This window comes from Stappia sp. WLB 29 (assembly GCF_023507705.1).
Lineage (GTDB): Bacteria > Pseudomonadota > Alphaproteobacteria > Rhizobiales > Stappiaceae > Stappia.
This window is the reverse complement of sequence record NZ_JALBGD010000008.1, coordinates 52,365-77,940: the sequence shown is the minus strand read 5'-3', so window position 1 is coordinate 77,940 and position 25,576 is coordinate 52,365. Positions and strand designations below refer to the sequence as shown.

Here is a 25,576-nt window from a genome sequence, read left to right as displayed (position 1 = left end):
TTCCCTGAGAATGAAGGAGGATCAGGCCGCAAGGCCGAGGATCTGGCGGGCCTCGCCGCAGCTGGCGATCTCGCCGCCGAGTTTTTCGATGAGGTCGCGGGCGCGCTCGGTGAGCTCGCCATTGCCGGCGGTCAGCCGGCCACGGGCGATGTAGCTGGTGTCTTCCATGCCGATGCGCACATGCCCACCGAGCAGCCAGGACTGGACGAGCATGGGAAAGGCCATGCGGCCGATGCCGAAGCCCGTCCACTGGCTGCCGGGGGGCAGCATGCGCACCGCCGTCGCCATGGCGTCCGGCGTCGACGGGAGCCCGTACTTGATGCCGGTGACGATGGAGCACATCGCCGGCGCGCGCAGGCGCCCCTCGCGCAGGAAGTCGCTCGCCATGGAGATGTCGCCGGTGTCGAACAGCTCGAGCTCCGGCTTCACCCCGCAATCGGAGATGATCTCCGCCATGATCCCGACATTGCGCGGCGTGTTGATCACCACCTGGCCGCCGGAATTCATGGTGTTGAAGTCGAGCGTGCAGATCTCGGGGCGCAGGGCGACGACGTGCTCCACCCGCTTTTCCGGCGGCAGCAAGGTGGTGCCGGGACCGGCCACCGCCGGGTCTTCGTCCGACGGGACATAACGCCCGCCCGGTCCCGTGGTGAGATTGAGGATCAGGTCGGTGTTGCGGGCACGGATCAGCTCGACCACCTCGCGGTAGAGCTGCAGCTCCATCGAGGGCTTTGCGGTCTGCGGATCGCGCACGTGAATATGGGCGATGGCCGCGCCCGCATCCGCCGCCTCCAGGCAGGCATCGGCGATCTCCCGCGGGGTCGCCGGCAGGCCGGGGTGATGCTCGCGGGTGGTGAGATTGCCGGTGACCGCGCAGGTGATGATGACCTTCGGCTGCATTACAGCGCCCTCCCCGCGTCGACCGGGATGCGGATGCCGGTGGACAGCGGCATGTAGCGGATCACGGCATAGATGGTCTCGGCCACATGCTCCGGCTGGGCGACCTGGCCGAGCGGCGTTGCCGCCCCCGCGCGCTCGATCTCCTCGCTGGTGCGGCCGGGCACGAAGCCGGTCGCGACCATGCCCGGAGACACCGACAGCACCCGGATTTCCGGCGCCAGCGCCAGCGCCAGCGTATGCGTCATGGAATCGAGCGCGGCCTTCGCCCCGCAATAGGCGACGGACGAGCCGAACCCCTTGAAGGCGGCGATGGAGGAGACGTTGACGATCACCCCTGCCCCGCTCGCCTTCAGCGCCGGCGCGAAGGCGCGGATCGTCGCGAAGACGCCGCGCCAGTTGGACGCGAAGACCTCGTCGATGATCTCGTCGGTCAGGGCGTCGAGATTGCGATGCGGCACAGGCGTCGTCGTGCCGGCGGAATTGACCAGGATGTCGACCCGGCCGATGGCGGACAGGACCGCATCGCGGAACGCCTCGATGGAGGCGGTGTCCGTGACGCCGACCGGCAGCGCCAGATGTCCGGAGCCTGGCAAATCCCCGGCAAGGGCTGTTGCGGCCTGCGCGTTGGAGCGGTAGCCGACGACGACCCGCGCGCCCTGCCCGGCCAGCAGCCGGCAGGTGGCGGCGCCGATGCCGCCCGAGCCGCCGACGACGACGGCGACCTTGCCGTCCAGTTCATGGCTCACAGGCTCACGCATGTTCGGCCTCCTTGCGCGCCTTGCCGGAGATCGGCGGCACCGGGAACGTGGGCGTGCCCGGCTTCAGAACGAAATCGTAGCTGCAGGTGTAGAAGGGGAGCGATGCGCCCGGGTGGTCGGGATGAGGCTCGTCGTAGCGCTGCAGGTTGCCGCTGATCTGGCGCTTGGCGCCGAAGACCACGTCGTCGGCCATCGCCTCCTCCGTGTCGGTGAAGATCTGGGTGACCAGCGTCTTGCGGCCGGGCGCGGAGACGATGAAATGCACATGCGCGGGGCGCATGGGATTGCGGTTCTGCGCCTTGAGCAGGTCGCCGGCCGGGCCGAAGGTCGGCACCGGGTAGCCGGCCGGCCGCACCGAGTGGAACAGATAGGTGCCGTCCTCGCCGGTGGTCTGGACGCCGCGCAGGTTGTAGTCGGCCTGCTCCGGGTCCTGGTTCTCGTAGAGCCCGTCGGGCGAGGCCTGCCAGATGTCGAGCCTTGCACCGGCGATCGGCTCGCCGTCGAGACCGACGACGCGGCCGGAGATGAACAGTTCGTGCCCGGGCGTGGGCGAGCGGGCGATGGACTCGCCGTGACAGCATTCGGGACTGTTGCCGCGATAGAACGGGCCGAGCAGCGCCGACATGGTCTCGCCCTGCATCCCGTCGTTGTTGATCAGGTCGATCAGGGTCGAGATGCCGAGAATGTCGGCGGCGAGTACCGTCTCGTTGTGGCTGTCGTTGGTGTACTGGCCGAGCCTGGTGATCCAGCGCAGGCCCGCCTCGAATTCCTCCTCCGTCGGGCGCACCTCGCGCACAAAGGCGTGGGCGTGGCGCACGAAGCTCTCGACGATCTCGCGCAGGCGCGCGTCGCCCGTCTCAGCCATGGCGTTGAGCACCTTCGGCGTGACCTCCTCCTCCCGGGAGATGATCAGCCGCGTCAGTTCCGGATCCTTCATGCCGGCCTCCTGGTCTCGTCCCCGGACATGCCGGCGCGCTGCGCGGCAAGGTGGGGGTATTTCTCGGTGAGCAGCGAGCCGTGGTAGTAGGTCGCCGCGAAGGGCGCGCTGGCGCGGATACGCTCCAGCCAGCGGCCGATCTCGGGCCGGTCGTCCCAGGCCGTGTCGAGATTGATGTCGGCCATGCGCACGATCACCGGCATCACGGCGATGTCCGCCTGGGTGAGGCTTTCGCCCATCAGCCAGGGGCCGCCGCCCTCTTCCAGCCAGTCGGCCATGCGCAGCACGGCGCGGCGCAGGCGGCCGAGCGCCTCGTCCATCTCCTCCTTGGGGAAGCCGGTCCGGCCCATCTTCAGCAGGAACTCGCGGCGCAGCGGCTTGCTATCGGCGAGCGCCTGGAACTCCGCCTCGCTCATCGAACGGAAGTGCGGCAGGAAGGCCAGATTGTAGGAGGGCACGCGGATCGCCGGCGTCGGGATCTCGTCGATGAAGCGGATCATCGCACGCATGCGCGCCGCCTCGAAGGGATCTGCCGGGCGCGAGGGCGCCACGTCCGGCAGGATGTCCTCCAGGTATTCCATGATCACGGCACTGTCGATGACGGTGCGCCCGTCATGGACGAGGGCCGGGACCACGCCGTTGGGGTTGATCGCCAGATAGTCCGGCTTCAGCTGGTCGCCGCGGAACAGGTCGAGCCTATGCTCCGCGAAGGCCTGTCCCTTGGCGTGCAGCAGGTAGCGCACGCGCTGGGAGCAGGTCGACTGGGGCGCGTTGTAGAGCGTGAAGGCCATCGGCTCAGTCCCAGTTCAGCACGCGCGGCAGACGGCCGCTGCGCGCCAGCGTTCCGACGATGCCGAGAGGGAAGAACATCAGGGCGAGCGCCATCACCGCGCCGGTCGCCAGGATGTTGATTTCCGAGGCGCCGAGCGTTGCCACGAACAGCTCGTTGAAGATGACGATCAGCACCGCCCCGATCACCGGACCGGCGACCGTGCCCTTGCCGCCGAGGATGCACATGAGGACCATGTTCACGCTGACGAGAATGAGCAGGAAGATGTTGGGCCGGATGTAGGTGAGGTATTCGCCCCAGATCGCACCCGCCATTCCGACGAAGGCGCCGGAGATGGCGAAGGCCAGGACCTTGTAGGTGCGGGTGTCGATGCCGGCGCTTTCCGCCTTGATCTCGTCCTTGGAGATGGCGCGCAGGCCGAGCCCGAACTTGGAGTGCTTGATCTTGTAGGAGGCCCAGACCGAGAAGGCGGCCAGCACCACGAAGGCGTAGTAGTAGGGCAGCTTCGCCCAGGCCAGCGGCAGCTCGGTCGCCGGCAGCGCGACGCCGTTGGCCCCGCCGACGAAGCTCCAGTGGTCGAACAGGATGCGGGCGATCATCACCAGCGCGAGCGAGGAGATGATGAAGCTGGGACCGCGCGTCTTCAGCGTCACCCGGCCGATCAGGTAGCCGAAGGCCGCGCAGACTACGCCGGCGAGCGGTGCCAGCAGGATCGTCGAGATGCCGTAGCGCGCGAGGATCATGCCGGCGAAATAGCCGCCGATGGCGAAGAAGACGTTGTGGCCGAGGCTGATATAGCCGGTGAAGCCGCCGAGGATGTTCCAGCCCGAGGCCATGGTCACATAGCAGGCGGTGAACAGCACCAGGTGCAGGACGTAGTTGTAGTTGCCGACGAACTGCAGGGCCGGCAGGGCCAGGAACAGCGCAAGCACCGTCCAGGGGAACCACACCGCGCGGGTCTTGTCGGCACGGGCGGCAAGCTTCTCGTTGTGGGCCTTGCGCGCGGCAAGGACGGACGAGGTCTGGTCGAGGGACATGGTCATCAGGCCAGCTCCGGTTTCTCGCCGAACAGGCCCTGGGGCCTCAGCAGGAGGATGAGGAACAGCGCGAGGAAGAAGGTCAGCGTCGACCAGGTCGAGCCGATGTAGTCGCCGACGAAGGCGGCCACCACGCTGAGCATGAACGCTGCGAGGACGGTGCCGAGGATCGAGCCCATGCCGCCGAGAACGACCAGCGACATCAGCACCGCGATCCACTCCCAGTGCTTGGCCGGGAAGAAGGAGAAGACGAAGGAGACGAGCGCCCCGGCCGCGCCGGCAAGGCCGATGCCGATGGCGAAGCTCGCCATGCTGACCAGGTTGACGTTGACGCCGAGCAGCTCGGCCGCCTCGCGGTTCTGCGTGGTGGCGCGGATCGCGTAGCCGAAGCGCGAGTATTTCAGGAACAGCGCCAGGCCGCCGATGATCGCCAGCGAGGCGAGCCCCGCATAAAGCTGGCCGGTTGGGATGAAGACGTCGCCGATGAAGATCGCATCGGTGGCATAGGAGGGCGACGTCACGCGCTGGGTGTTGGTGAACATGCCGCCGAGCGCGCCTTCCACAACCATCGCCAGGGCGAAGGTGAGCAGCACCGTCATCTCCGAATACTTGGCCGAGCGGGCCTCGCGCTCGAAGACGAAGCGGTAGAGAAGGACGCCGATCGCCGCCAGGATCACCGCCGCGACCGGCAGCATGACGAGCGGGTCGATGCCCCACAGCCGGAAGCCCCAATAAGCGAGATAGGCGCCGGCGATGATGAAGGAAGGATGCGCAAGATTGACGATGCGCATGACGCCGAAGACGAGGCTGAGGCCCGCGCCCATCAGCGCCAGGACGCCACCGAGCGCCAATCCCAGGATTAGGGTCTGGATGAAGTCTGCCATGGTGATGCTCCCGCTCAGGCCGCCTTGCGGCCGCCGAGATAAAGTTCCTGGATGCGGGGATCGGCGAGCACGTCGGCCGCCGGCCCCTCGAACAGGGTGCGGCCGAGGTCCAGGACGACACCCCAGTCGGAATTCTTCAGCCCCATCAGGGCGTTCTGCTCGACGAGCAGGATCGTGATGCCTTCCGAGGCCATCACCCGCATGATGTCGAACATCTCCTGGACGATCTTCGGCGCGAGGCCGAGCGAGGGCTCGTCCAGCATGACGATGTCCGGCTTGATGATCAGGGTGCGGGCCATGGCAAGCGTCTGCTGCTGGCCGCCCGACATGGTGCCGGCATGCTGGTCGCGGCGCTCGCGCAGGATCGGGAAGCGCTCCTCGATCTCGTCGATGCGGCGCTCCAGCCCCGACTTGTCGGCGAGCGAATAGCCGCCCATGCGCAGATTCTCGCGCACGGTCATCTTGGGAAACAGCGCCCGCTCCTGCGGCACGAAGCAGATGCCGCGGCGCAGGACCTGGTCGGGCCGCAGCCCCTTGAGGCTCTCGCCGCGAAAGCGGACGTCGCCCTGGCGGATCTTCAGCATGCCGCAGATCGCCTTGAGCAGGGTCGACTTGCCGGCGCCGTTGGGGCCGATGATGCAATGGACCTTGCCGGGCTGGACGGTGAGATGGGCGCCGTCGAGGATCGCCGGGCCATCGCCATAGCCTGCGGTCAGGCTTTCGACTTCGAGAAGTTCGGCCATCACGCAGCCTCCTCCAGAACGCCGCCCAGATAGGCATCCAGCACGGCCGGGTTCTCGCGCACCTCGTCCGGGCGGCCGTCGGCGATGACGGTGCCCTGCGCCATGACGACGATGCGGTGGGACAGGCGCATGATCAGGTCCATGTTGTGCTCGACGATGAGCACGGTGAGGCCCTGATCGTTGAGCCGGCGGATATGGCCGACGATTTCCTCCAGCAGCGACGGGTTGACGCCGCCGGCCGGTTCGTCGAGCAGGATGATCTTCGGATCGCTCATCAGGAGCGCGGCCAGATCCATCAGCTTCTTCTGGCCATAGGACAGGTTGGAGCCGTCCTCGTGGGCAATGCGGGTGATGCCGAGGAAGTCGAGCAGGCCCATCGCCTTGTCGATCTCCGAGGAGCTCATCGCCGGCTTGAACAGGTCCCGCCACCCCTCCACGCGGGACTGGGCGATGACGTTTTCCAGCACCGTCATGTCCGCCAGGTTGCGGCTGATCTGGAAGGTCCGGCTGAGGCCGAGACGGGTGATCCGGTGCGGGCGCAGGTGGTCGATGCGCTCGCCGTCGAGCCAGACCTCGCCGCTGGTGGGGCGGGTGGTGCGGCTGATGCAGTTGAAGGCGGTGGTCTTGCCGGCGCCGTTGGGACCGATCAAGGCGGTGATCGAGCCGCGCTCGACGGTGAAGCTGCAATTGTCGACGGCGCGAATGCCACCGAAATGCTTGCAAAGGCCCTTGACCTCAAGCATGGCGAAATCCTCTTCGTCAGTCCGGGCGGACCCGCAGCAGGGTGCGGGTCCGGAGGGAGAGGCTTTGGCTCAAAAGCCGTTCTTGGGATGGCTCAGCTTGTCGACGCCGACGAACTCGTCGGTCGGGTAGACGAACTGCAGTTCGCCGTCGTTCCACTGGGTCATCAGGAACGGCTTGTCGGCGGGAAGCCCGCGGTCATCCCAGTTGAAGCGGCCGAGGATGGTGCGAACCGGCTCCTCGCGGGTGCGGGCGGAAAGCCACTCGCCCATGGCGGCATTGTCGGTGCTTCCGGCCCCCAGGATCGCCTGCTCGATGCCCTGGCAGACGGCGAAGGGAATGGCCGCGTCCTCGTCCGGAACCTCGCCGAAGCGCTCCTGATAGGCCGCCACGAAGTCGAGGTTGGAGAAGGGCTGGCCGCCGAGCACCGCCTCGAAGGGCGCGTCCTTGTGCCAGGAGGTGTGGACCAGCACGCCCTCGGCGCTGGCGCCGGTGCCTTCCAGAAACTCGGCCTGGGTGCCCTGGCTGAAATAGACCATCTTCGGCGTCGCCCGGACGGTCTTCAGCGCGCGGGTCAGCTGTACGGCCTCCTCGGCGGAGGCGGTCAGGCCGATGATGAGGTCCGGATTGGCGCGCTTCACCTGGTTGGCGAGGTTGAGCCAGTCGTTGAAGCCCTCTTCCGGCCAGCGCTCGGAGAACACGACCTCGATGCCGCTGTCGGCGAGATAGCCGGGAGCGAGGTCGGCGACCTCGCTGCCGTCGGCCGGGTCCATCACCTTCTCGCCGAGAAGGCCCGCCCACACCCCGTTGGCGAAGAAGTCGTCGGCGGAGATCACGGCCGCGGTCTTCGGGCGCTCGCCCTCCGGCACCAGGTCGCGGATCACGCCGGCCAGCGAGGCGCCGACATATTCGGCCGCGTTCGGCTGGAAGTAGAAGATGTTCTTGTGGCCCTGCGTATAGATGCGCAGCGCGCCGCCGGCCGGCAGCGGGTGCACCATGTTGTTCTTCGCCAGGATGTTGGCGACGGGGAACGACAGGCGCGAGGAGAAGGTGCCGTAGACCGCCTCCACTCCGTCGACATTGATGAAGCGCTCGTACTGGTTGATCGCAGTGGCCGGATCGGAGCGGTTGTCCGAGACGACCAGCTCGACGTTGCGGCCGAGAATGCCGCCCCGCTCGTTGATCATGTCGATGCACAGCTCGTAGCCGGCCCGGTGCTTGGCGCCGGCAATCGAGAAATTGCCCGTCAGCGGCAGCGAGGCGCCGATCTTGAGCGGGGCCGCATCCTGCGCATACGCCGTGCCGGCGAGCAGAAGGGCGGTCGCGCCGCAAAGCGCAGTCAGATGTTTCATGGTTTCCTCCTCCCATGCCGCGACCGAAGGGTCGCGGTCTTGCAGATGCGGCAGGACCCGTGCGCCCCGACTGCCCGAGACTTCCCGCCTGGAAGCTGTATGCAATCGATTGCACATCTTCGCCTGCCTGTGCCGGATCCCTATTGTCCGTCCTGGATCCGGAGATGCCGGCCGCGACCTCCTCCGTCGCGGCACCGCGTGTCGAAATGCCCGCCCATCGCCGGCCCTTGAGGGCCTTTGCGGCGAAGCTGCAAATCTCATGATGGCGTCGGCCGGCCCGAAGAGCCTGCTCGGTCGCATTTGCGCGCCCCTGGACTGCAAGCGCAGCCGCCGGACGGGATCGCATTTGCGGCACGACAGCCATCGAACGATGCGATTTACGCAATCGATTGCATATCGCTATCACCCGATTTCGCATGCGTCAATATAGAATATGCAATCGATTGCAGAAACGCCCCTCGGCCGGTATATCAGGAAACAGGATCGCAACCAGGCAGCGCGCGGCATGAGAAAACGGCCCACACTCAAGGACATCGCCCGGGCAACCGGCGTGCATCCCTCGACCGTCTCGCGGGCGCTGGACGCCTCCTCCCGCTCCTCGCTGTCGGAGGAAGTGGTGGAGCGGGTGCGCGAAGCGGCCCGCACGCTCGGCTACCGGCCCAACCGCGTCGCCTTCAGCCTGCGCAAGCAGAAGACCATGACGGTCGGGGTGATGATCCCCGACATCACCAACATGATCTTCCCGCCCATCGTGCGCGGCATCGAGAGCGTGATGGAGGCGGCCGGCTATGCCTCGATCCTGGTCAACACGGACAGCCAGCCGCGGCGCGAAGAGCGGCTGTTGGAGATCCTGCAGGAGCGCGGCGTCGACGGCATCATCCACACCGCCGTGCTGCGCAGCGATCCGGGGATCGTCGAGGCGGCGCGCCAGGGACTGCCCGTGGTGACGCTGAACCGGCGCATCGAGGAAACCAACATCCCCTATGTGATCAACGACGAGGAGGAAGGCATCCGTCTCGTCTTCGAACTCCTGCGCCGGCAGGGGCACAGGAGGATCGCGCATCTGGCCGGCCCGGCGGAGCTTTCCACCGGACGGCTGCGGCTCAAGGCGTTCCAGGCGATGGTGGACGAGGCGGGCCTTGGCCCCAACGACACGATGATCACCGAGGCGGAGCGGTTCGACGAGGAGGAAGGCCGGCGCTGCGCTGCCGAGATCCACGCCCGCGCGCCCGGCACGACGGCGGTGCTGTGCGCCAACGACCGTCTCGCGCTCGGCGCCATGTCGTTCTTCCAGTCGATCGGCCGCTCGTGCCCGAAGGACATCTCGATCACCGGCTTCAACGACATGCCGCTGCTGGAGCTGATTCCGCCGGGGCTGACGACAGTCCGCATCCAGCAGTTCGAGGCCGGCGCCATCGCTGCCCGGCTGCTGCTGTCGCTGATCGAGCGGCCGGACGAGCGTGTGCCGCAGGCGACGATCCTGCCGGTCGGCCTCGTCGAGCGCGGCAGCGTCGCGCCCCCTTCCCTCGCCTGAGGGCTCTCCAGAACGGACCGCGCCGGACAAGCGGCTTCCGTGCAAGGACGGAAGCGCCGGTCCGGCAGCTTGGGAGGACTGGTCCGGCCACCGCCCGGCGGGCGGCGGCTTGACGGTTATTTCGCCAGGGCGAGCGGAATGTAGAGCGCGACCTGCGGCCAGTAGATCACCGCGGCCAGCGCGACGATCTGCAGAACCACGAAGGGAATGACGCCCCGGTAGATCGTGCCGATGGAAACGCCTTCCGGCGCGATGCCGCGCAGGTAGAACAGCGCATAGCCGAAGGGCGGCGTCAGGAACGAGGTCTGCAGGTTGACCGCCAGCGCGATGGCGAACCAGATCAGCGTCTGCTCCGGCGTCAGGCCGAAGTCGAGGCCCGCCACCACGGGGGCGACGATGGGCACCACCACCAGCGTGATCTCGACCCATTCCAGGAAGAAGCCGAGCACGAAGACCAGCGCCATGATCATGACGATCACGACGTAAGGGTTGCCTTCGTGCACCGCGAAAAGGTCGGCGATCAGCGCATCGCCGCCGAGCTTGCGGAAGACGACGGAAAAGACGGTCGCGCCGAGCATGACGAAGATGATCATCGCGGTGGTCTTGGTGGTGTCGCGCAGCGCCGCATAGAGCGTTGCCCAGTCGAGCTGGCGCGAGACCAGCGCCAGCACCATGGCGCCCAACGCGCCGATGGCGGCGGACTCGGTCGGCGTGGCGATGCCGGCGACGATGGTGCCGAGCACCGAGACGATCAGCAGCACCGGCGCGAGCAGGTCGAGCGCCAGCGTTCCGGCCGCCCGCCAGAACGGCAGCGGGTCGGCGACTTCGGCCGGCGGCATGCGGTGCGGCTGGAAGATCGCGACGCAGACCAGGTAGAGGATGTAGAGCGCGCCGAGCAGCAGCCCCGGCCCGACGGCGGCCATGAACAGGTCGCCGACCGACACGCGCAACTGGTCGCCCAGGACGATCAGCATGATGCTCGGCGGAATCAGGATGCCGAGCGTGCCGCTGGCGGCGATGAGGCCGGTCGCGATCTTCGGGTCGTAGCGGTTCTGCAACATGGTCGGCAGCGCCATCATGCCCATCAGCACGACGGAGGCACCGATGATGCCGGTCGAGGCGGCCATGACCACACCGATGATGGCGACTGCGAAGGCGTAGCCGCCGGGCATGCCGCGAAACACCGAGGCCAGCGACTTCAGCAGCCGTTCGGCGACGCCGGAGCGCTCCAGCATCAGCCCCATGAAGACGAAGAGCGGGATGGCGATCAGCAGCCAATTGGTCAGCGTGCCGGAATAGATGCGCGCCACCGTCGTCGACAGGAAGACCAGCGGCACGCCGGCCATGACGGCGAAGAGGATGCCGATGCCACCGAGGACGAAGGCGACGGGATAGCCCGCGAAGATGCCGCCCATCAGCCCGAGCAGCATCAGCAGCGGCCAGAAAGCGTCTTCCATCACGAGCCCTTCTTGTCCTTGGAAGAGAAGTCGCCGCGCACCAGTCCGATCGCGGTGCCGACGATGCGGTTCACGGCAGCAAGCCCGAGCAACGAGAAGGCGATGGGAATGCAGGCCTTGATCATCCAGCGGTCGATCATGCCGCCATAGGTGGAGCCCTCGCCCGTCACATAGGCGCGGTGGGCGAAGCGCGTGCCGAACCACACGACGATGGCGCAGAAGGGCAGCAGGAAGATGAGGTCGCAGACCAGATCGACGATGGCCCGCGTGCGGGGCGAAAAGTTCGAGGCCATGAAGTCGACGCTGACATGGCTGCGGTCGCGATAGGCGTAGACACCGCCGAACAGCACGACAAGCGCGAAGACATGCCATTGCAGGTCGAGCAGGGTGTTGACGGTGATGCCGGTATCGAACAGCGGAATGCTGGCACCCCAGTCGGCGAGACGGTTGACGCCGAGCTTGGCGGCGAGCACCCCGGCGCAGACGGACACGATCAGCGGCAGCACCAGCCAGCCGACGATCTTGCCGGGAAAGGCGAGAACCTCCCCCGCCTTGCGGCTCAGTTCGGACACGGCGACCTCCGTAGGCTTGCACGGCGTATCATTGCGAAAGGACGGCACCCTTCATGAGGATGCCGTCCGCTCCGTTGTTTTTCCGAGAAATCGGGGAGATCAGCGCGGCAGGGCCTGCAGCTCGCCCCACTCGCCGACGCGCTCGATATAGGCGTTGAGCGAGTCGAGCGCCTCCTTGAAGATCGGATCCTTGGCGGCTTCCTCGGCCATCACTTCCTGGGAAGCGGTACGCAGCGCCGCGAGCACCTCGTCCGGGAAGCGCTTGATCGTGACGCCGGCCTCGCGGACCTTGGCAATGGCCACGGCCTGCTGGTGGATCTGGTCGCCGAGGTTCGCCGTGATGTTGGCCTTGCAGGCCTCGATCATGATCTGCTGCTGGCCTTCGGTAAAGCCGTTCCACACGTCCATGTTGACGATGATGGAGTCCCAGCTCGACGGCTGGTGCCAGCCCGGGAAGTAGTAGGTCTTGGCGACCTTCTCGAAGCCGAAGCCGATGTCGAGCTGCGGCGCGGAGAACTCGGTCGCGTCGATGCGGCCGGTCTCGAGCGACACGAAGATCTCGCCGGCCGGCACGAGCTGGGTGTTGGCGCCGAGACGTGCGAGAGCCTGGCCGCCGAGGCCGGCGATGCGCATGTTGAGGCCCTTGAAGTCCTCAGCGGTATTGATCTCCTTGTTGAACCAGCCGCCGGCCTCCGGGACGACGAGGTGGCACGGGATGATCTTCACGCCATGCGGGTCATAGGCCTTCTGGATGATCTCCAGGCCACCGCCCTCGAACATCCAGCCGAGCGCCACTTCCGGGGTCGGGCCGAAGGGCATGGAGCCCACGAGGTTGGCGACGGGAATGGAGCTCGCCCAGTAGCCGATCCAGTCGAAGCCCATCGGGATCGCACCGGTGCTGACCGCCTCGAACACCTCGAACGGCGGCACGAAGTCGCCGGCGCCGTGCACCTTGATGTCGATGGCGCCGTCGGTCATCAGCTTGACGCGCTCGGCCCACTTGACCGGGCTCTGGCCGATCGAGGGCACCTGCAGGCCGAAAACGCTCTGCAGGTCGTAGCTGTCGGCGAGCGCCGGAGCAGCCGTAAGCATGGTAGCCGCCAACGCGGCGGATGCGAGCCGTGCCTTCATCAGGACCTCCCTAACGCGCCCCGATACGGGGCGTCTCTTTGATCTTGTTTGCCGCGCCGTCCGGCGGCCTCCCGGCCCAGCGTTCGGCTTTTTTCAACCTCCCGCTTGCCTAACTCAAGTGTTATCTATAATCAAACGGATTAGCAATACACTAATTTAGGGAGAGGCCCATGATTGGAGTCGAGGGCTCCGTCGCCATCGTGACGGGCGCGGGACAGGGCAACGGCCGGGCGATCGCGCTGGGTCTTGCAAGGGCCGGCGCGCATGTCGCGGTCTGCGACATCAACGCCGACGCCGCCGCGGAAACCGCCGCTCTTGGCGCGCAGGAGGGAGTGAAGACGCTGGGCGCGCAGTGCGATGTGTCGGACCTTGAGGCCGCCCGCGCCTTTGCCGAGAAGACCCGCGCGGAGCTGGGCGAAGCCCGCATCCTGGTGAACAATGCCGGCATCCTGAAGCGACATCGTTTCGGCGATCCCGGCTTCGAGAGCGAGTGGGACCAGACGTTCCGCGTCAATGTCGACGGGCCGCGCAACATGGTGCTGGCCTATGCGGCGCAGCTGGAGGCGACCGGCGGGCGAATCGTCAACCTCGCCTCGATCATGTCGCTGTCCGCCGGCTTCGGCATCTCCGCCTACATCGCCAGCAAGGGCGCCGTCGGCCAGTTCACCAAGGCGCTGGCCCACGAGTTCGCCCCGCGCGGCGTCAGGGTGAATGCCATCGCCCCCGGCGTCATCGACACGCCGATGACCGAGCACACGCGCGGCAACGAGGCGGCCATCGGCAAGTTCATGGCCCATACCCCGCTCGGGCGGACCGGCCAGCCGGACGAGCTCGTCGGCCCCGTCCTGTTCCTCGTCTCAGACATGTCCAGCTACGTGACCGGCACCATCCTGCCCGTCGACGGCGGCTATCTGGCGGCCTGACCCGCCTCGCCTTTCAAGGATTTGTATCAATGAAGAAGCACAGCTGCGACGTTCTCGTCGTCGGATCGGGCGCCGGCGGCCTCGCCAGCGCCGTCTCGGCCGCCCACCGCCGGCTCGATGTCCTGGTGGTGGAGAAGGAGCCGGTCTTCGGCGGCACCACCGCCCGCTCCGGCGGGTGGATGTGGGTCCCGTGCAACGGTCCGGCCAAGCGCGCCGGCGTCGAGGATTCGCCCGAGAAGGCCCGCACCTACCTCCAGCACGAGACCGGGGCATTCTTCGATCCGGCCCGTGTCGACGCCTTCCTGGAAGCCGGTCCCAAGGCGGTCGAGTTCTTCGAGGAGAAGACCTCGCTGCAGTTCGACCTCGGCCCGACTTTCGCCGACTACCATCCCGACGCACCGGGCGGCATGCCGGGCGGACGCTCCATCGTCGCCCGCCCCTTCGACGGGCGGGAGCTCGGCAAGGAGATCCGCCGTCTACGGCCGCCGCTCGCCGAGATCACCTTCCTCGGCATGATGATCGGCTCGGGCAAGGAGCTGCTGCACTTCTTCCGTGTCACCAAGTCGCCGATCTCGGCCTTCTATGTCGCCAAGCTGTTCCTCAAGTTCCTCAAGGACATGGCCTTCCACGGCCGGCCGATGCGCCTGGTCAACGGCAATGCGCTGGTTGCGCGGCTCGCCAAGTCCTGCTTCGACATGAACGTGCCGATCTGGACCCGTGCCGGCGTGCGCGAGCTGCTGCGCGACGAGCGCGGCATCGTCACCGGCGCCATCGTCGACACCGCGGAAGGCCCGGTGGAAGTCACCGCGCGCAAGGGCGTGGTGCTGGCGGCCGGCGGCTTCCCGCAGGACGCGGTGCGCCGCAAGGAGCTGTTCCCGCATTCGCCGTCCGGCCACGAGCACGTGTCGCCGGCGCCTCCCGGCAACACCGGCGACGGCCTGCGCCTCGGCTCGGCAGTGGGTGCCGCCATCAAGGACGACCTGCCAAACAACGCGGCCTGGGTGCCGGTGTCGCGTCCCCCGCGCCGCGACGGCACGCTCGGCGTCTTCCCGCATTTCGTCGACCGCTCCAAGCCCGGCGTCATCGCGGTGACCCGGTCGGGCAAGCGCTTCGTCAATGAGGCCGATTCCTACCACGACTTCTGCCAGGCGATGCGCAAGGCCTGCGAGGCCGAGAGCGGCGAGATCTGCGCCTATTTCATCGCCGACCACAAGACGCTGCGCAAATACGGCCTCGGCTTCGTCAAGCCGGCGCCGGTGCCCTATCGCGGCCTGATCCGCTCCGGCTACCTGTTCGAGGGCAAGAGCCTGCGCGAGTTGGCGGAGAAGATCGGCGCGGACGGGGCGCAGCTGGAGCGGACCGTCGCCACCTTCAACGAGCATGCGCGCAAGGGCGAGGATCCGGAGTTCCACAAGGGCTCGACCTCCTACAACCGCTCGCTCGGCGATCCCGAGCACCAGCCCAACCCCTGCGTCGCGCCTGTGGAGAACGGCCCGTTCTACGCGGTCAAGCTGGTGATCGGGGATCTCGGCACCTTCGCCGGCCTCAAGACCGACGGGAATGCCCGCGTGCTGGACGAGGCAGGCCGGCCGATCGCCGGGCTCTATGCCGCCGGCAACGATGCGCTCAGCATCATGGGCGGCAACTATCCGGGCGGCGGCATCACCCTCGGCCCGGCAATCACCTTCGGCTACATCGCCGCACGCCACATGGCCGGGGCCAACGACTGACCATGCCCCCCATCGCAACGGACACGGGCGGCCCGGGACAACCGGGCCGCCTGCTTCCGGGTGTCCTGCTCGGACTTTCGGCCTCCATCGCCTGGGCCTTCTACAATATCGGCGTCGATATCGGCCGGTCGGACGGCTTCTCCAGCGCCGACCTCGCCATCCTGCGCTATGGCGTCGCCGCGCTGCTTCTCGTCCCTCTGATGCTGCTGCGCCGCTCCCGTACGGGCGCCCTCACCCTGCCCCGGCTGGCGCTGCTCACCATCGCCATCGGCCCGCCCTTCGCCTTCCTGTTCAACACCGGTTTCGGCATCGCGCCGCTGGCGCATGCGGTGGTCATCTCGCCGGGCATGACGATCATCGTCGCCAACCTGCTGCCGCTGGTCCTCGACGGCCAGAAGATGAGCCTCAACCGCAAGATCGGCATGGCCGTGCTGATCTGCGGGCTGCTGGCCATCGCCGCCGACAATGCGCCCTCCAAGTCGGCCGACACCGCGACGCTGGTCGGCGACCTGTGCTTCGTCGGGTCGGGGACGCTTTGGGGCCTGTTCACCTATCTCATCGGCCGCTGGCGCCTTCCGGCGGTCGAGGCCATCGGCGCGGCCTCGGCAACGACCACCCTCGTGCTGCTGCCCGCCTATCTGCTGTTCTTCGAGCCGGCAGCGCTGCCGGTCGCCAAGTGGCTGGAACAGGGCTTCTACCAGGGCGTGCTCGGCGGCAGCCTGGCGATCATCCTCTATGCGGCGGCCATCGGCCGCCTCGGCTCCGGGCTTGCCGGCCTCTTCCCGGCGATGATCCCGCCGCTGGCCGTGCTGCTGGCCATTCCGATCGCCGGTCAGTGGCCGAGCGCGTTGCAGCTTGCCGGCGTCGCCATCGCGGCCAGCGGCCTCGTGCTTTCGCTCGACATTGCCGGCGCGCTGATCAGGCGGGCGGGACGTGGCCGAGATCGCGCGACAGGTCCTTCGTGAACTCGATCAGCCGCTTGAGGCAGGGCCCGTCCTCGGCGAGATCGATGAAGTTGGTCGGGCCGATCACCGTAACGGAAAGCTGGATGATGCCGGTGTGATCGAACACCGGCGCCGCGATGGCGCTGACGCCGGGGATCGGCGCGTCCCGGGTGATCGAGTAGCCCTTCTCGCAAGCGGAGGCGACTTCCTTGCGGAACGTCGCCTCGTCCACCATCGGGACGCCGTAGAGCGAGGGCTCGACGCCCTGCAGCTCGGCGCGGGCGAGCGGCTCCGTCGTCGACTTCGGCAGGAAGGCGGCGAAGATCTTGCCCGTCGCCGTCATCGTCAGCATGAACGTGCCGCCGACCGCCACGTTGGAGTGGATGCGCGCCGCCGTCTCCTCGATATAGACGATGGTCGGGCCGTGCAGGCCCCAGACGCTGACCGCCACCATCAGGCCCAGTTCCTCGGCCAGCGCCGGGACCCGGCGCAACGTCTCGCGATAGGCGTTCTGGTTGCGCAGCCGCGTGAGGCCGAGCCACAGCGCGAAGGGGCCGAGCTGGTACTGGCCGGTCTCGGTCTGCTCGACCATGTTGATGTTGCGGAAGCTGACGAGATAGGGGTGCAGCTGCGCAGGCGCCATGCCGAGCGTCTCGGCAAGGTCCTTCAGCTTCAGCGGCCCGCCGGCCTGCGCCAATGCCATCAGGATTGCGCCGCCGGTCTCGACGGACTGGACGCCGCGCGGCGTTCGCGGCTTCGACGTTGCCTCGGCACCCAAGCGCAACTCCTTCAACTGCCTTGCAGAAACGGGTCAACGGACGGACACACTCTTAGCCGCAATTCGCCCGCCGGTCGAGAATAACGCCCGCCGCATCCGCGGGTTAAGTGTTTCCCTCGGGCGGAGATACGCTTGCCTCTTCCGCGCGCGGCAAACGGCGCTATCTTCCTGCCGTCGAATCGGTCCGTTTCCCTGCTCTCGACGCGGGAAACGCGACCGAGCCGGACTGTCCGGATCGATGCCGCACCGGGCGACCGCGCCGTCCGGCAGGCGTGTCCTTGCGCTGGCGGTGGATCCTCCGATGCCGTTTGCCAATCTTTCCTACGTGCCCTTCGCCACGATCGGCCTGCTGCTCGCCTCCAACATCTTCATGACCTTCGCCTGGTACGGGCATCTGAAGTTCAAGAGCTCGCCGCTTCTCGTCGTCATCCTGGCGAGCTGGGGCATCGCGTTCTTCGAATATGTGCTGCAGGTCCCGGCGAACCGCATCGGCCACGGCTATTTCAGCGCCGCCGAGCTGAAGACCATCCAGGAGGTCATCACGCTCAGCGTCTTCGCCGTGTTCTCGATCTGGTTTCTGGGCGAGCCGCTGCGCTGGACGCATCTGGCCGGCTTCACGCTGATCGTCGCCGGCGCCGGGCTGATCTTCTACAAGCCCTGACCGGACCGCTCAGTAGCCGCCGGACAGGACGATGCTCTCGCCGGTCATGAAGCTGCAGGCATCGGAGGCAAGGAAGATCGCCGCGCCGACCATCTCGTCGGCCTGCCCGGCCCGCCCCATCCAGTTGAGCGTGCGGACATAGTCGTCCCAGCCCTGCGGATCCGCCGCCTTGCGCCCCGCATTGCGGTCGGTGTCGACGAGCCCCGGTGCCAGCGTGTTGAGCAGCACGCCATGGCGGGCATAGTCGCGCGCCTGGCTCTGGATCAGATTGTGCTGCGCGGCCTTGGTGGCGGCATAGGCGGTGACGATGGCCTTGGGCCGCAGCTGGTTGATCGAGCCGATGCTGACGACCCGGCCCCAGCCGCGTGCGGCCATGCGCGGCAGGCCGGCCTGCAGCATCTCCACCGTCGAGCGCAGGTTGACCGCCACCTGCAGGTCGAAGTCCTCCTCGGTGAGATCGGCGAGCTCGGCATTGACCTGCGCCGAGGCATTGACGACGAGGATGTCGAGATGCCCGAGCCGGGCCTCCACCTCCTCCACCAGGCGGCGGCCCGCGCCGCGCTCGGCAAGGTCCGCGGCAAGGGCGAGCGCCGTTCCGCCGCTCGCCTCGATGGCGGCAACGGTTCCTGCGGTCGCTTCCAGGCTCTGGCCGTGCACGACGACCGTGGCCCCCGCTCCGGCAAGCCCGGCGGCGATGGCAGCGCCAATGCCCCGGCTCGAGCCGGTGACCAGCGCAACACGGCCCTGAAGTCCGAAGATCGTCTCGAGCGGGCTCATGCAGCGTCCCGGCCCTTGCGGTCGAACAGGGTGATCGGCACGCCGGAAAGGCCGGGGGTGCAGGCGAAGAGGCCGCCGGACAGCGGCGCCTCGGACAGGGTCGAGGCCGGCAGGCGCGTGCGGGCGCTGGTGATGTAGAGCGTCGCCAGGTCCGCGCCGCCGAAGGCGACGCTGGTCGGCCGGGGAACGGGAAGCTCGATGCTGCGCTCGTGGCGCCCGTCGGGCAGGTAGCGGTTGACCCGCCAGCCGTCCCAGATCGCGCACCACACGCCGCCCTCGCTGTCGACGGCGATGCCGTCCGGGCGCCCCTCGCCTTCCGGAATGCGCGCAAGCACCCGGCGGTTGCCGAGGACGCCCTTGCCGGGTTCGAAATCGTAGGCGTAGATCAGGCCCGGCACCGTATCGACGAAGTAGAAGATCCGGTTGTCCGGGCTCCAGGCCATGCCGTTGCTGACCGAGATGCCGCTTTCCTTGCGCGTCACCGTGCCGTCGGCGGAAACCCGGTAGAGCGCGCCGCTCGGCTTGCTGGCGTCGAGCCGCATGGAGCCGACCCAGATCGCCCCGCCGGGGCCGACCTTGGCGTCGTTCAGACGGTTCTCGGGGATGCCCGCTTCCGGGTCGACCAGCGGCCGCAACGTGCCGGAGGCGAAGTCCAGGAACTCGATGCCGTCCTGTGTCGCCACCGCCAGCGAGCCGTCGGCGCAGGGCATCACTGCGCTCACCAGCTTGCCGGTCTCGCAGGTCTCGTTGAGCCCGCTCGACGGATCGAAGCGGTAGACCGCCGGGTGCAGGATATCGACCCAGTAAAGACTGCGGGCGACCGGGTCCCAGACCGGGGCCTCGCCGAGCTGCGCGCCCCAGGGCAGGACGCAGGCGAGATCGGCCGGCGTCTGCGACTGGCTGGTGCGCGGACGCGGGCGGGAACTGATGGCGATGGCGCCGGCAGCGCCCGTGATCCTGCGGGCGGCGGCGATCAGCTCGCGTCCGACCGGGTGGATATGCGACGTGTCCAGCCGGGACGACGGGCCCAGCGCGACCAGCGCGCCGATGGGCGTACCGTCCTTGCCGGCGATGGCGACGGCGACGGAGTTCACGCCGTTCAGGTGCTCCTCGTAGGAGACCGAGTATCCGCGCGCGCGGGTCAGCGTCAGGTCGGCCTGCAAGGCCTCCAGCGTGGTGATGGTGCGCGGGGTATAGCGGTCGAGGTGAAGGCGCTCGAGCAGCGCGCGGGCGAAGCCCGGCTCCTGGAAGGCGACCAGCACCTTGCCGGCGGCGGTGCAATGCAACGGCACGCGCCGGCCGGTGTCGACCCGGACGCCGAGACCGTCGCCCGAACGCTCGTCGAGATACTGCACCTGGTCGCCGTCGAGACGGCACAGCGCCACCGTCTCGCCGAGCTCGGCCGACAGGCGCTCCAGCTCGGGCGCGGCGGCGGTCGGCAGGTCGAACGTGTCCCACACCCGGTGCGACAGCTCCAGGAAGCGCGGCCCGATGACATAGGTGCCGCGCTCCTCGTTCTGGCGCACGAGGCCGAAGGCGATCAGCGTGCGCAGGATGCGCGCGAAGGTCGGCTTGGGCAGGCCGGACTGGCGCAGCAGGTCGGCGAAGCGCAAGGGCGTCTCCGCATCGGCCACCATGTCGAGCAGCGTCAGGCCCTTGGCGAGCGCCGCCGTGCCGGAGGGGACGTCCTTGCGGGACTGGCTCAGGCCTGTGCTCGCGTCCGCCATGTCCGCGCCGCCTCCTGCAACATCCGATCGATCGTCCATTCCGGCTCGAACCCCAGCGTCTCGCGTATCCTTGCGTTCGAGGTCTGGTAATCGACGCCGGCGCCGGGCAGGTCAACGGTGACGACGGGCAATCCCGTGATTTCGGACATGGCCGGCAGCAGCCGCTCGAAATCGACGGGGTCGCTCGCCCCCAGATTGAAGATCCCCCCGGCAGCCCGGTCCGATTCCAGCGCCAGCAGCACGCCCTTCACCATATCCCTGGTGTCGGTGATGTGCATCCGGAACGGTTTGCCGGCGGCATTTCGGGCCAGCACATGGGCGGGCCGTCCGGGATCGGCCGCGCGCAGCAGTTCGGCGACAGCGGTATTGCCCATGCGCTCCTGCTGGCGGATGCGCGGGCGCAGGAAGAAGCGCGGGCCGGAGAAGAAGCTGTCGGGATCGAGCAGTTCGCTGGCATCCTGCGTATGCGAGAAGCGCAGGATCACCGTCTCGAAACTGCCGATGCGCTGGTGGAAGGAGACGAGATCCTCGCCCAGCAGCTTGGTGAGGCCATAGGGGCTGTTCGCCCGCAGCGGATGCTCCTCGGTGACGGGCAGGAACAGCGGCGCATTCTCCGGATAGACCTCGCCGGAGCTGGCGAAGACGAAACGGCGTACGCCGGCTTGCGCCGCCGCATCGAGCAGCACCCTGGTTCCCTCGACATTGGCGCGGAACATCGCCGTGCGCTCCGCCGGCACCCAGGACATGAAGGCGCCCAGATGCAGCACCGCCTCGACGCCTGCAACCGCGCGGGCGCAGGCCTCGGCATCATCGAAGCTGCCGACCACCTCGTCGAGATCGGAGCCTGATTGGTTCAGATTGGACGCGCGCAGGTCGAAGCCGCGCACCCGGTGTCCGGCGGCGCGCAGCGCCGCAACCGCCGCCCGACCGACGCGGCCCGAGCTTCCCGTGACGAGAACCAGCATCAGCGCAGCGCCTTTTCGCTCACCGCATCGAAGAGATGCAGTTCGGCCGGGTCGAAGGACAGGACGAGATCCTGCCCCTCCGCCATCGGGCCGGAATGGGCGAGACGAGCGATCAGGCCCTTGGACGTGTCGTCCTCGCTCTCGCCGGCCGAGACCATATGCGCCCCGCCGTCGAAATAGACGTATTTCTCCGAGCCGAGGCTTTCGACGAGGCTGGGACGGACTGTGAAGGTCGCGGGGCCCTCGCCGAGGTGGAAATGCTCCGGCCGGATGCCGGCGATGACGGTCGAGGCGCCGGCGAGCCGCGCCTCGTCGACGGCGATCCGGTTGCCGAACAGGGTGATCGCCGCCCCGCCGGCGGAGCGCTCCACGTCGGCGGAGAGGAAGTTCATGCCCGGCGAGCCGATGAAGCCGGCGACGAAGAGGTTGTCGGGCCGCTGGAACAGCGTGTCGGGATCGGCGATCTGCTGGATTTCGCCGTCGCGCATGATCACCACCCGGTCGGCCATGGTCATCGCCTCGATCTGGTCGTGGGTGACATAGACCGTGGTGACGCCGAGACGCTTGTGCAGCGCGCCGATCTCGGCGCGCATGTGGACGCGCAGCTTGGCGTCGAGATTGGACAGCGGCTCGTCCATCAGGAAGGCCTGCGGCTGGCGCACGATGGCGCGGCCCAGCGCGACGCGCTGGCGCTGGCCGCCGGACAGGTCCTTCGGCCGGCGGTCGAGATACTTCTCCACCTCCAGGATGCGCGCGGCCTCCAGCACCCGGCGCTCGATCTCGGCCTTGGGCGTGCCGCGCATCTTCAGCCCGAAGCCGATGTTCTCGCGCACGGTCAGGTGCGGATAGAGCGCGTAGTTCTGGAACACCATGGCGATGTCGCGGTCGCCGGGAGCAAGGTCGGTGACCTCCCGCTCGCCGAGATGGATGTCGCCGCCGGTCGCCGGCTCGAGGCCCGCCAGGATCTTGAGCATGGTCGACTTGCCGCAGCCGGACGGGCCGACCAGCACGATGAATTCGCCGTCCGCGATCTCGAGCGAGAACGGCTTCAGCACCTCGTGCGCGCCGTAGCTCTTGTGGACGTTTCGAATGGAGATATTGGCCATGGATTACTTCTCCGCGCCCGCGGTCAGTCCGCCGACCAGGTAGCGCTCAAGGAACAGGTAGATGACGATGATCGGAACGGCGACGAAGACGGCCGCGGCCGAAATCTCGTTCCAGTCGGTGCTGTATTCGCCGCGCATCGTCGTGATGCCGAGATTGGCGGTCCAGCTGTCGGGTGCATTGACGAGGAAGGTCCGCGCATAGGCGTAGTCGGCCCAGCTCAGCACGAAGGCATAGAGCGAGGTCGCCGCCAGTCCGGGGGTGGCGACGGGCAGCACGACCCGCACCATCGCGCCCATCGGCGAGCAGCCGTCGACCATCGCCGCCTGTTCCAGCTCGCGCGGGATCGTGTCGAAATAGCCCTTCAGCATCCAGGTGGTGAAGGGAATGATCAGCGTCGAATGCGCCAGCACCAGCGTCCACAGGCTGCCGATCATCCCGAAGTTGCGGAAGATCGAGAAGAGCGGGATCACCAAGAGGGTCGCCGGCAGCATCTTCGCCGTCAGGATGAACAGGCCGAGCGAATGGCCGCCGCGGATCGTAAAGCGCGACAGGGCGTAGCCCGCCAGCACCGAGACCACCATCGACAGGGTGACCGAGCCGATGGCCGCCAGCATCGAGTTGAGCAGCCAGAGCGGGATCGGCCGCTCCTCCCAGACCTTGGCGAAGGTGCCCCACTGGGCCTCGTCCGGCCAGAAGCTGGGCGGCAGCTGCGACAGGTCCGCCGAGGTGGAGACGGCGGTCACCAGCAGCCAGTAGACCGGAAACAGGATCAGCGCGGCGAGCAGGACGACGGTGCCGTAGAGCGCCAGGCTTTGCAGGGGTGTGCGGTTCATGGGATCCCCTTTCTCAATACATGGCGCGGGTCTGGCGGCCGAGCAGCAACAGGCTCGCGACGACGCAGATGACCAGCGTGACGACACCCACCGCCGAGGCATAGCCGAAGTTGAAGAAGCCGAAGGCCTGGTCGTAGGTCATGATCGACAGGGTCTGGGTCGACTTCAGCGGCCCGCCCTCGGTCAGCACCTTGATGATCGAGAAGTCGCGGAACACCCACAGGATGACCAGCACCAGGGTGACGCCGAGCACCGGCATCAGGAGCGGCAGCGTGATCCAGCGGAAGCGCTGGAAGACGTTGGCGCCGTCGACCTTGGCGGCATTGTAGAAGTCGGTCGGGATCGACTGCAGGCCGGCCAGCGTCATGATCGAGACGAAGGGGTAGCCTTTCCAGATCATGGTGATCGCCACCGCCCAGAAGGCGGCGCCCGGCGTCGACACCCAGGCGACCATGCCGTCGGAGAGGCCGAGCGTGACCAGCAGCCAGCTCATCAGCCCGAAGGAACTGTCGAAGATCCAGGCGAAGATCACCACCGCGATCACTTCCGGCACCGCCCAGGGCAGCGCCATGGCAAGGCGCGCGAGCGTGCGTCCGCGGAACCGGTTGTTGACCAGAAGCGCGGTCGAGACGCCGGTGATCAGGCTGCCGGCCGTGACGACGACGACGAGCTTCAGCGTCACCCAGCACGCCATCCAGAATTCGCTGGAGGCGAACAGCCGCTCGTAATTGGCCGTGGTGAAGGGCGCGCGCGGGGCGCCGATGCGCGGCAGCTTGACCGCCTGCAGCGACAGGTCGATCGAGATGATCAGGGGATAGACGATGATCAGGCCGACCAGCAGCACCGCGGGGGTGAGCAGAATGTAGCCCAGCAGATGCTGACGGCTCGGCCTGGCCAGATCGAAGAGCCGGACTCGGGACATGCAACCTCCTGCCGCGGGCGCAGCGCCGCGGCGCAGGAACGAAAAAGACAAGCCGGCCCCTGCGAAAGGGGCCGGCTGCGGATAGGCGGTCAGCCGCCGTTCTTGATGGTCTCGGCCCGCTCCTGCATGACCTTGACCACCTCGGCCGGATCGAGATCCTCGATCAGCATGCGCTGGACCTCTTCCTGCACCATCTTGCCGAACTCGTTGTACTGGATCTCAAGGCCCGTCGGGATGCGGTCGACGCCGGCATCGGAGGCCGCCATCATCGTCTTGATCAGCAGCGGGAAGTGCGGCACCTCCTGCTCGACGCCGGAGACGTCGGCCGCCGGGCTCGGCGGGGTGTTCTTGCCGATGGTGGCGTATTTGCGCTGCCACTCGGGCGACATCACCAGCTTGATGAAGTCCCACACCAGCGCCTTTTCCTCGTCCGAAATCTCGCTCGCCATGCCGAGCACGTTGGACGAGCCGCCCACCGGCGGGCTGAAGGCCGGCTCGGCGACCGCCGTGTCGGCGGACGCCGCACCCTTCTGCATGATGCCGTAGAGCCAGGGGCCGTCCAGCCGCAGGGCCATCTTGCCGTCGGCGAAGAGCTTGCGGATGTCGCCGGCGGACAGGTCGATGGGGGTGAGACCTTCCTTGACGACGGTCTTCCAGCGGGTCAGGCCCTCGACCATCTCGGGCGTGTCGATGGTGATGTTGCCGTCCTTGTCGGTCCAGTAGGCGCCGGCGTCGAGGATGTAGCTCAGCATCTCGGTCAGATACTGGCCGGCGCCGCCCTTGGTCTCGTGGCCGGTGCCGTACTGGTCGGTGATGCCGTCGCCGTTGAAGTCCTTGGTGGTCTTGCGGGCGACCTCGAGGAACTCGGCATAGGTGGTGGGGACCGACAGGCCTTCCTTCTCCAGGATCGCCTTGTTGTACGCCATGATGAAGCCGAAGTAGTTCATCATGATGCAGGCGGTCTCGCCGTTCCACATGCACTTGCCCTGGCCGGCCCAGCCGGTCATGTCGATGCCGTCCTTGTCGAGCCAGGGGCCGAGGTTCTCCATCCAGCCGTTCTCGGCGAAGGACTGGAACTCGAACGAGGCGAGGTGGACGATATGCGGCGGCTGGCCGCCGGCGAACAGGGTCGTCATCGTGTCGGCATAGGCCGCACGCTCGACCTTGGTGAACTCCACCTTCACGCCCGGATTGGCTTCCTCGAAGGCGGCGATGGCGGCCTTCCACCAGTCGCCGGTGCCGGCATCGTCCACCTGCCAGGAGACGAACTTGAGGGTCGTGTCGGCCAGCGCCGGCGACAGCATCGTCGCCGAGAGCATGGCAGCTGCGGTCGCGGTCCTGACGAACCGTCCGAAAGTCGTGGTCATCGCGTT

25 protein-coding genes are annotated in these 25,576 nt (G+C 67.6%); 5 read left to right on the top strand and 20 right to left on the bottom strand.

What is annotated here, in order from left to right; translation table 11 throughout:
• Positions 1–21 precede the first annotated feature (21 nt).
• The 9 genes from MNI96_RS15595 to MNI96_RS15555 form a co-directional block, all read right to left on the bottom strand.
• The gene (locus MNI96_RS15595) at positions 22–900 is read right to left on the bottom strand and encodes a beta-keto acid cleavage family enzyme (RefSeq protein ID WP_249694643.1); all 879 of its coding nucleotides are present in this window, start codon (positions 898–900) and stop codon (positions 22–24) included.
• Positions 900–1,658, bottom strand: a complete 759-nt coding sequence (locus MNI96_RS15590) for an SDR family NAD(P)-dependent oxidoreductase (protein WP_249694642.1) — start codon at positions 1,656–1,658, stop codon at positions 900–902. The genes MNI96_RS15595 and MNI96_RS15590 overlap by 1 nt, the downstream gene beginning before the upstream one ends.
• Positions 1,651–2,595 carry a dioxygenase family protein gene (locus MNI96_RS15585; RefSeq protein WP_249694640.1) on the bottom strand — a complete coding sequence of 315 codons (945 nt, stop codon included), beginning with the start codon at positions 2,593–2,595 and terminating at the stop codon, positions 1,651–1,653. The genes MNI96_RS15590 and MNI96_RS15585 overlap by 8 nt, the downstream gene beginning before the upstream one ends.
• Positions 2,592–3,386: a glutathione S-transferase family protein gene (locus MNI96_RS15580; RefSeq protein WP_249694638.1), complete on the bottom strand. Its 795-nt coding sequence runs from the start codon at positions 3,384–3,386 to the stop codon at positions 2,592–2,594. The genes MNI96_RS15585 and MNI96_RS15580 overlap by 4 nt, the downstream gene beginning before the upstream one ends.
• Before the next feature lie 4 nt (positions 3,387–3,390).
• Complete coding sequence (locus MNI96_RS15575) at positions 3,391–4,428, bottom strand: branched-chain amino acid ABC transporter permease (protein ID WP_249694636.1); 1,038 nt, start codon at positions 4,426–4,428, stop codon at positions 3,391–3,393.
• Complete coding sequence (locus MNI96_RS15570; protein ID WP_249694634.1) at positions 4,428–5,306, bottom strand: branched-chain amino acid ABC transporter permease; 879 nt, start codon at positions 5,304–5,306, stop codon at positions 4,428–4,430. Before MNI96_RS15570 ends, MNI96_RS15575 begins: the two co-directional genes overlap by 1 nt.
• A gap of 14 nt (positions 5,307–5,320) precedes the next feature.
• The gene (locus MNI96_RS15565; RefSeq protein WP_249694632.1) at positions 5,321–6,049 is read right to left on the bottom strand and encodes an ABC transporter ATP-binding protein; all 729 of its coding nucleotides are present in this window, start codon (positions 6,047–6,049) and stop codon (positions 5,321–5,323) included.
• Complete coding sequence (locus MNI96_RS15560; RefSeq protein ID WP_249694630.1) at positions 6,049–6,792, bottom strand: ABC transporter ATP-binding protein; 744 nt, start codon at positions 6,790–6,792, stop codon at positions 6,049–6,051. Before MNI96_RS15560 ends, MNI96_RS15565 begins: the two co-directional genes overlap by 1 nt.
• 69 nt (positions 6,793–6,861) lie before the next feature.
• Positions 6,862–8,142 carry an amino acid ABC transporter substrate-binding protein gene (locus MNI96_RS15555; RefSeq protein ID WP_249694628.1) on the bottom strand — a complete coding sequence of 427 codons (1,281 nt, stop codon included), beginning with the start codon at positions 8,140–8,142 and terminating at the stop codon, positions 6,862–6,864.
• A gap of 505 nt (positions 8,143–8,647) precedes the next feature.
• On the opposite strand from MNI96_RS15555, the gene MNI96_RS15550 reads away from it, so the two are divergent.
• Positions 8,648–9,676, top strand: a complete 1,029-nt coding sequence (locus MNI96_RS15550; protein ID WP_249694626.1) for a LacI family DNA-binding transcriptional regulator — start codon at positions 8,648–8,650, stop codon at positions 9,674–9,676.
• A gap of 116 nt (positions 9,677–9,792) precedes the next feature.
• On the opposite strand, the gene MNI96_RS15545 is transcribed toward MNI96_RS15550, so the two are convergent.
• From MNI96_RS15545 to MNI96_RS15535, 3 genes are all read right to left on the bottom strand, one after another.
• Positions 9,793–11,133 carry a TRAP transporter large permease gene (locus MNI96_RS15545; RefSeq protein ID WP_249694624.1) on the bottom strand — a complete coding sequence of 447 codons (1,341 nt, stop codon included), beginning with the start codon at positions 11,131–11,133 and terminating at the stop codon, positions 9,793–9,795.
• The gene (locus MNI96_RS15540) at positions 11,133–11,705 is read right to left on the bottom strand and encodes a TRAP transporter small permease subunit (RefSeq protein WP_249694621.1); all 573 of its coding nucleotides are present in this window, start codon (positions 11,703–11,705) and stop codon (positions 11,133–11,135) included. Before MNI96_RS15540 ends, MNI96_RS15545 begins: the two co-directional genes overlap by 1 nt.
• Positions 11,706–11,804: 99 nt before the next feature.
• The gene (locus MNI96_RS15535; RefSeq protein ID WP_249694619.1) at positions 11,805–12,836 is read right to left on the bottom strand and encodes a TRAP transporter substrate-binding protein; all 1,032 of its coding nucleotides are present in this window, start codon (positions 12,834–12,836) and stop codon (positions 11,805–11,807) included.
• Positions 12,837–13,006: 170 nt separating this feature from the next.
• Here MNI96_RS15535 and MNI96_RS15530 point away from each other — a divergent pair, with 170 nt between their 5' ends.
• The 3 genes from MNI96_RS15530 to MNI96_RS15520 are packed head-to-tail and all read left to right on the top strand — an operon-like array spanning position 13,007 to position 16,454.
• A complete protein-coding gene (locus MNI96_RS15530; protein ID WP_249694617.1) occupies positions 13,007–13,759 on the top strand; it encodes an SDR family NAD(P)-dependent oxidoreductase in 753 nt (250 codons plus the stop codon).
• Between the two features lie 29 nt (positions 13,760–13,788).
• Positions 13,789–15,489: an FAD-dependent oxidoreductase gene (locus MNI96_RS15525; protein ID WP_249694615.1), complete on the top strand. Its 1,701-nt coding sequence runs from the start codon at positions 13,789–13,791 to the stop codon at positions 15,487–15,489.
• A gap of 2 nt (positions 15,490–15,491) precedes the next feature.
• Positions 15,492–16,454: a DMT family transporter gene (locus tag MNI96_RS15520; RefSeq protein ID WP_249694613.1), complete on the top strand. Its 963-nt coding sequence runs from the start codon at positions 15,492–15,494 to the stop codon at positions 16,452–16,454.
• Here the strand turns inward: MNI96_RS15520 and MNI96_RS15515 are convergent.
• Positions 16,408–17,211, bottom strand: a complete 804-nt coding sequence (locus MNI96_RS15515; RefSeq protein ID WP_249694611.1) for an IclR family transcriptional regulator — start codon at positions 17,209–17,211, stop codon at positions 16,408–16,410. The two genes, MNI96_RS15520 and MNI96_RS15515, sit on opposite strands and share 47 nt — an antisense overlap.
• Before the next feature lie 301 nt (positions 17,212–17,512).
• On the opposite strand from MNI96_RS15515, the gene MNI96_RS15510 reads away from it, so the two are divergent.
• Positions 17,513–17,872, top strand: a complete 360-nt coding sequence (locus tag MNI96_RS15510) for a DMT family protein (RefSeq protein ID WP_249694609.1) — start codon at positions 17,513–17,515, stop codon at positions 17,870–17,872.
• Between the two features lie 9 nt (positions 17,873–17,881).
• Here the strand turns inward: MNI96_RS15510 and MNI96_RS15505 are convergent, their stop codons facing one another.
• From MNI96_RS15505 to MNI96_RS15475, 7 genes are all read right to left on the bottom strand, one after another.
• Positions 17,882–18,649 carry an SDR family NAD(P)-dependent oxidoreductase gene (locus MNI96_RS15505; RefSeq protein WP_249694606.1) on the bottom strand — a complete coding sequence of 256 codons (768 nt, stop codon included), beginning with the start codon at positions 18,647–18,649 and terminating at the stop codon, positions 17,882–17,884.
• Positions 18,646–20,376: an SMP-30/gluconolactonase/LRE family protein gene (locus tag MNI96_RS15500; protein WP_249694604.1), complete on the bottom strand. Its 1,731-nt coding sequence runs from the start codon at positions 20,374–20,376 to the stop codon at positions 18,646–18,648. The genes MNI96_RS15505 and MNI96_RS15500 overlap by 4 nt, the downstream gene beginning before the upstream one ends.
• Entirely contained in the window at positions 20,352–21,341 is a 990-nt protein-coding gene (locus MNI96_RS15495; protein WP_249694602.1) for an NAD-dependent epimerase/dehydratase family protein, read from the bottom strand. Before MNI96_RS15495 ends, MNI96_RS15500 begins: the two co-directional genes overlap by 25 nt.
• The gene (locus tag MNI96_RS15490) at positions 21,341–22,447 is read right to left on the bottom strand and encodes an ABC transporter ATP-binding protein (RefSeq protein ID WP_249694600.1); all 1,107 of its coding nucleotides are present in this window, start codon (positions 22,445–22,447) and stop codon (positions 21,341–21,343) included. The genes MNI96_RS15495 and MNI96_RS15490 overlap by 1 nt, the downstream gene beginning before the upstream one ends.
• 3 nt (positions 22,448–22,450) lie before the next feature.
• Positions 22,451–23,281 carry a carbohydrate ABC transporter permease gene (locus MNI96_RS15485; RefSeq protein WP_249694598.1) on the bottom strand — a complete coding sequence of 277 codons (831 nt, stop codon included), beginning with the start codon at positions 23,279–23,281 and terminating at the stop codon, positions 22,451–22,453.
• Positions 23,282–23,294: 13 nt separating this feature from the next.
• Positions 23,295–24,203, bottom strand: coding sequence for a carbohydrate ABC transporter permease (locus tag MNI96_RS15480; RefSeq protein ID WP_249694596.1), 909 nt, complete (start codon positions 24,201–24,203; stop codon positions 23,295–23,297).
• A gap of 89 nt (positions 24,204–24,292) precedes the next feature.
• Complete coding sequence (locus tag MNI96_RS15475) at positions 24,293–25,570, bottom strand: ABC transporter substrate-binding protein (protein ID WP_249694594.1); 1,278 nt, start codon at positions 25,568–25,570, stop codon at positions 24,293–24,295.
• Between the last annotated feature and the right edge of the window lie 6 nt (positions 25,571–25,576).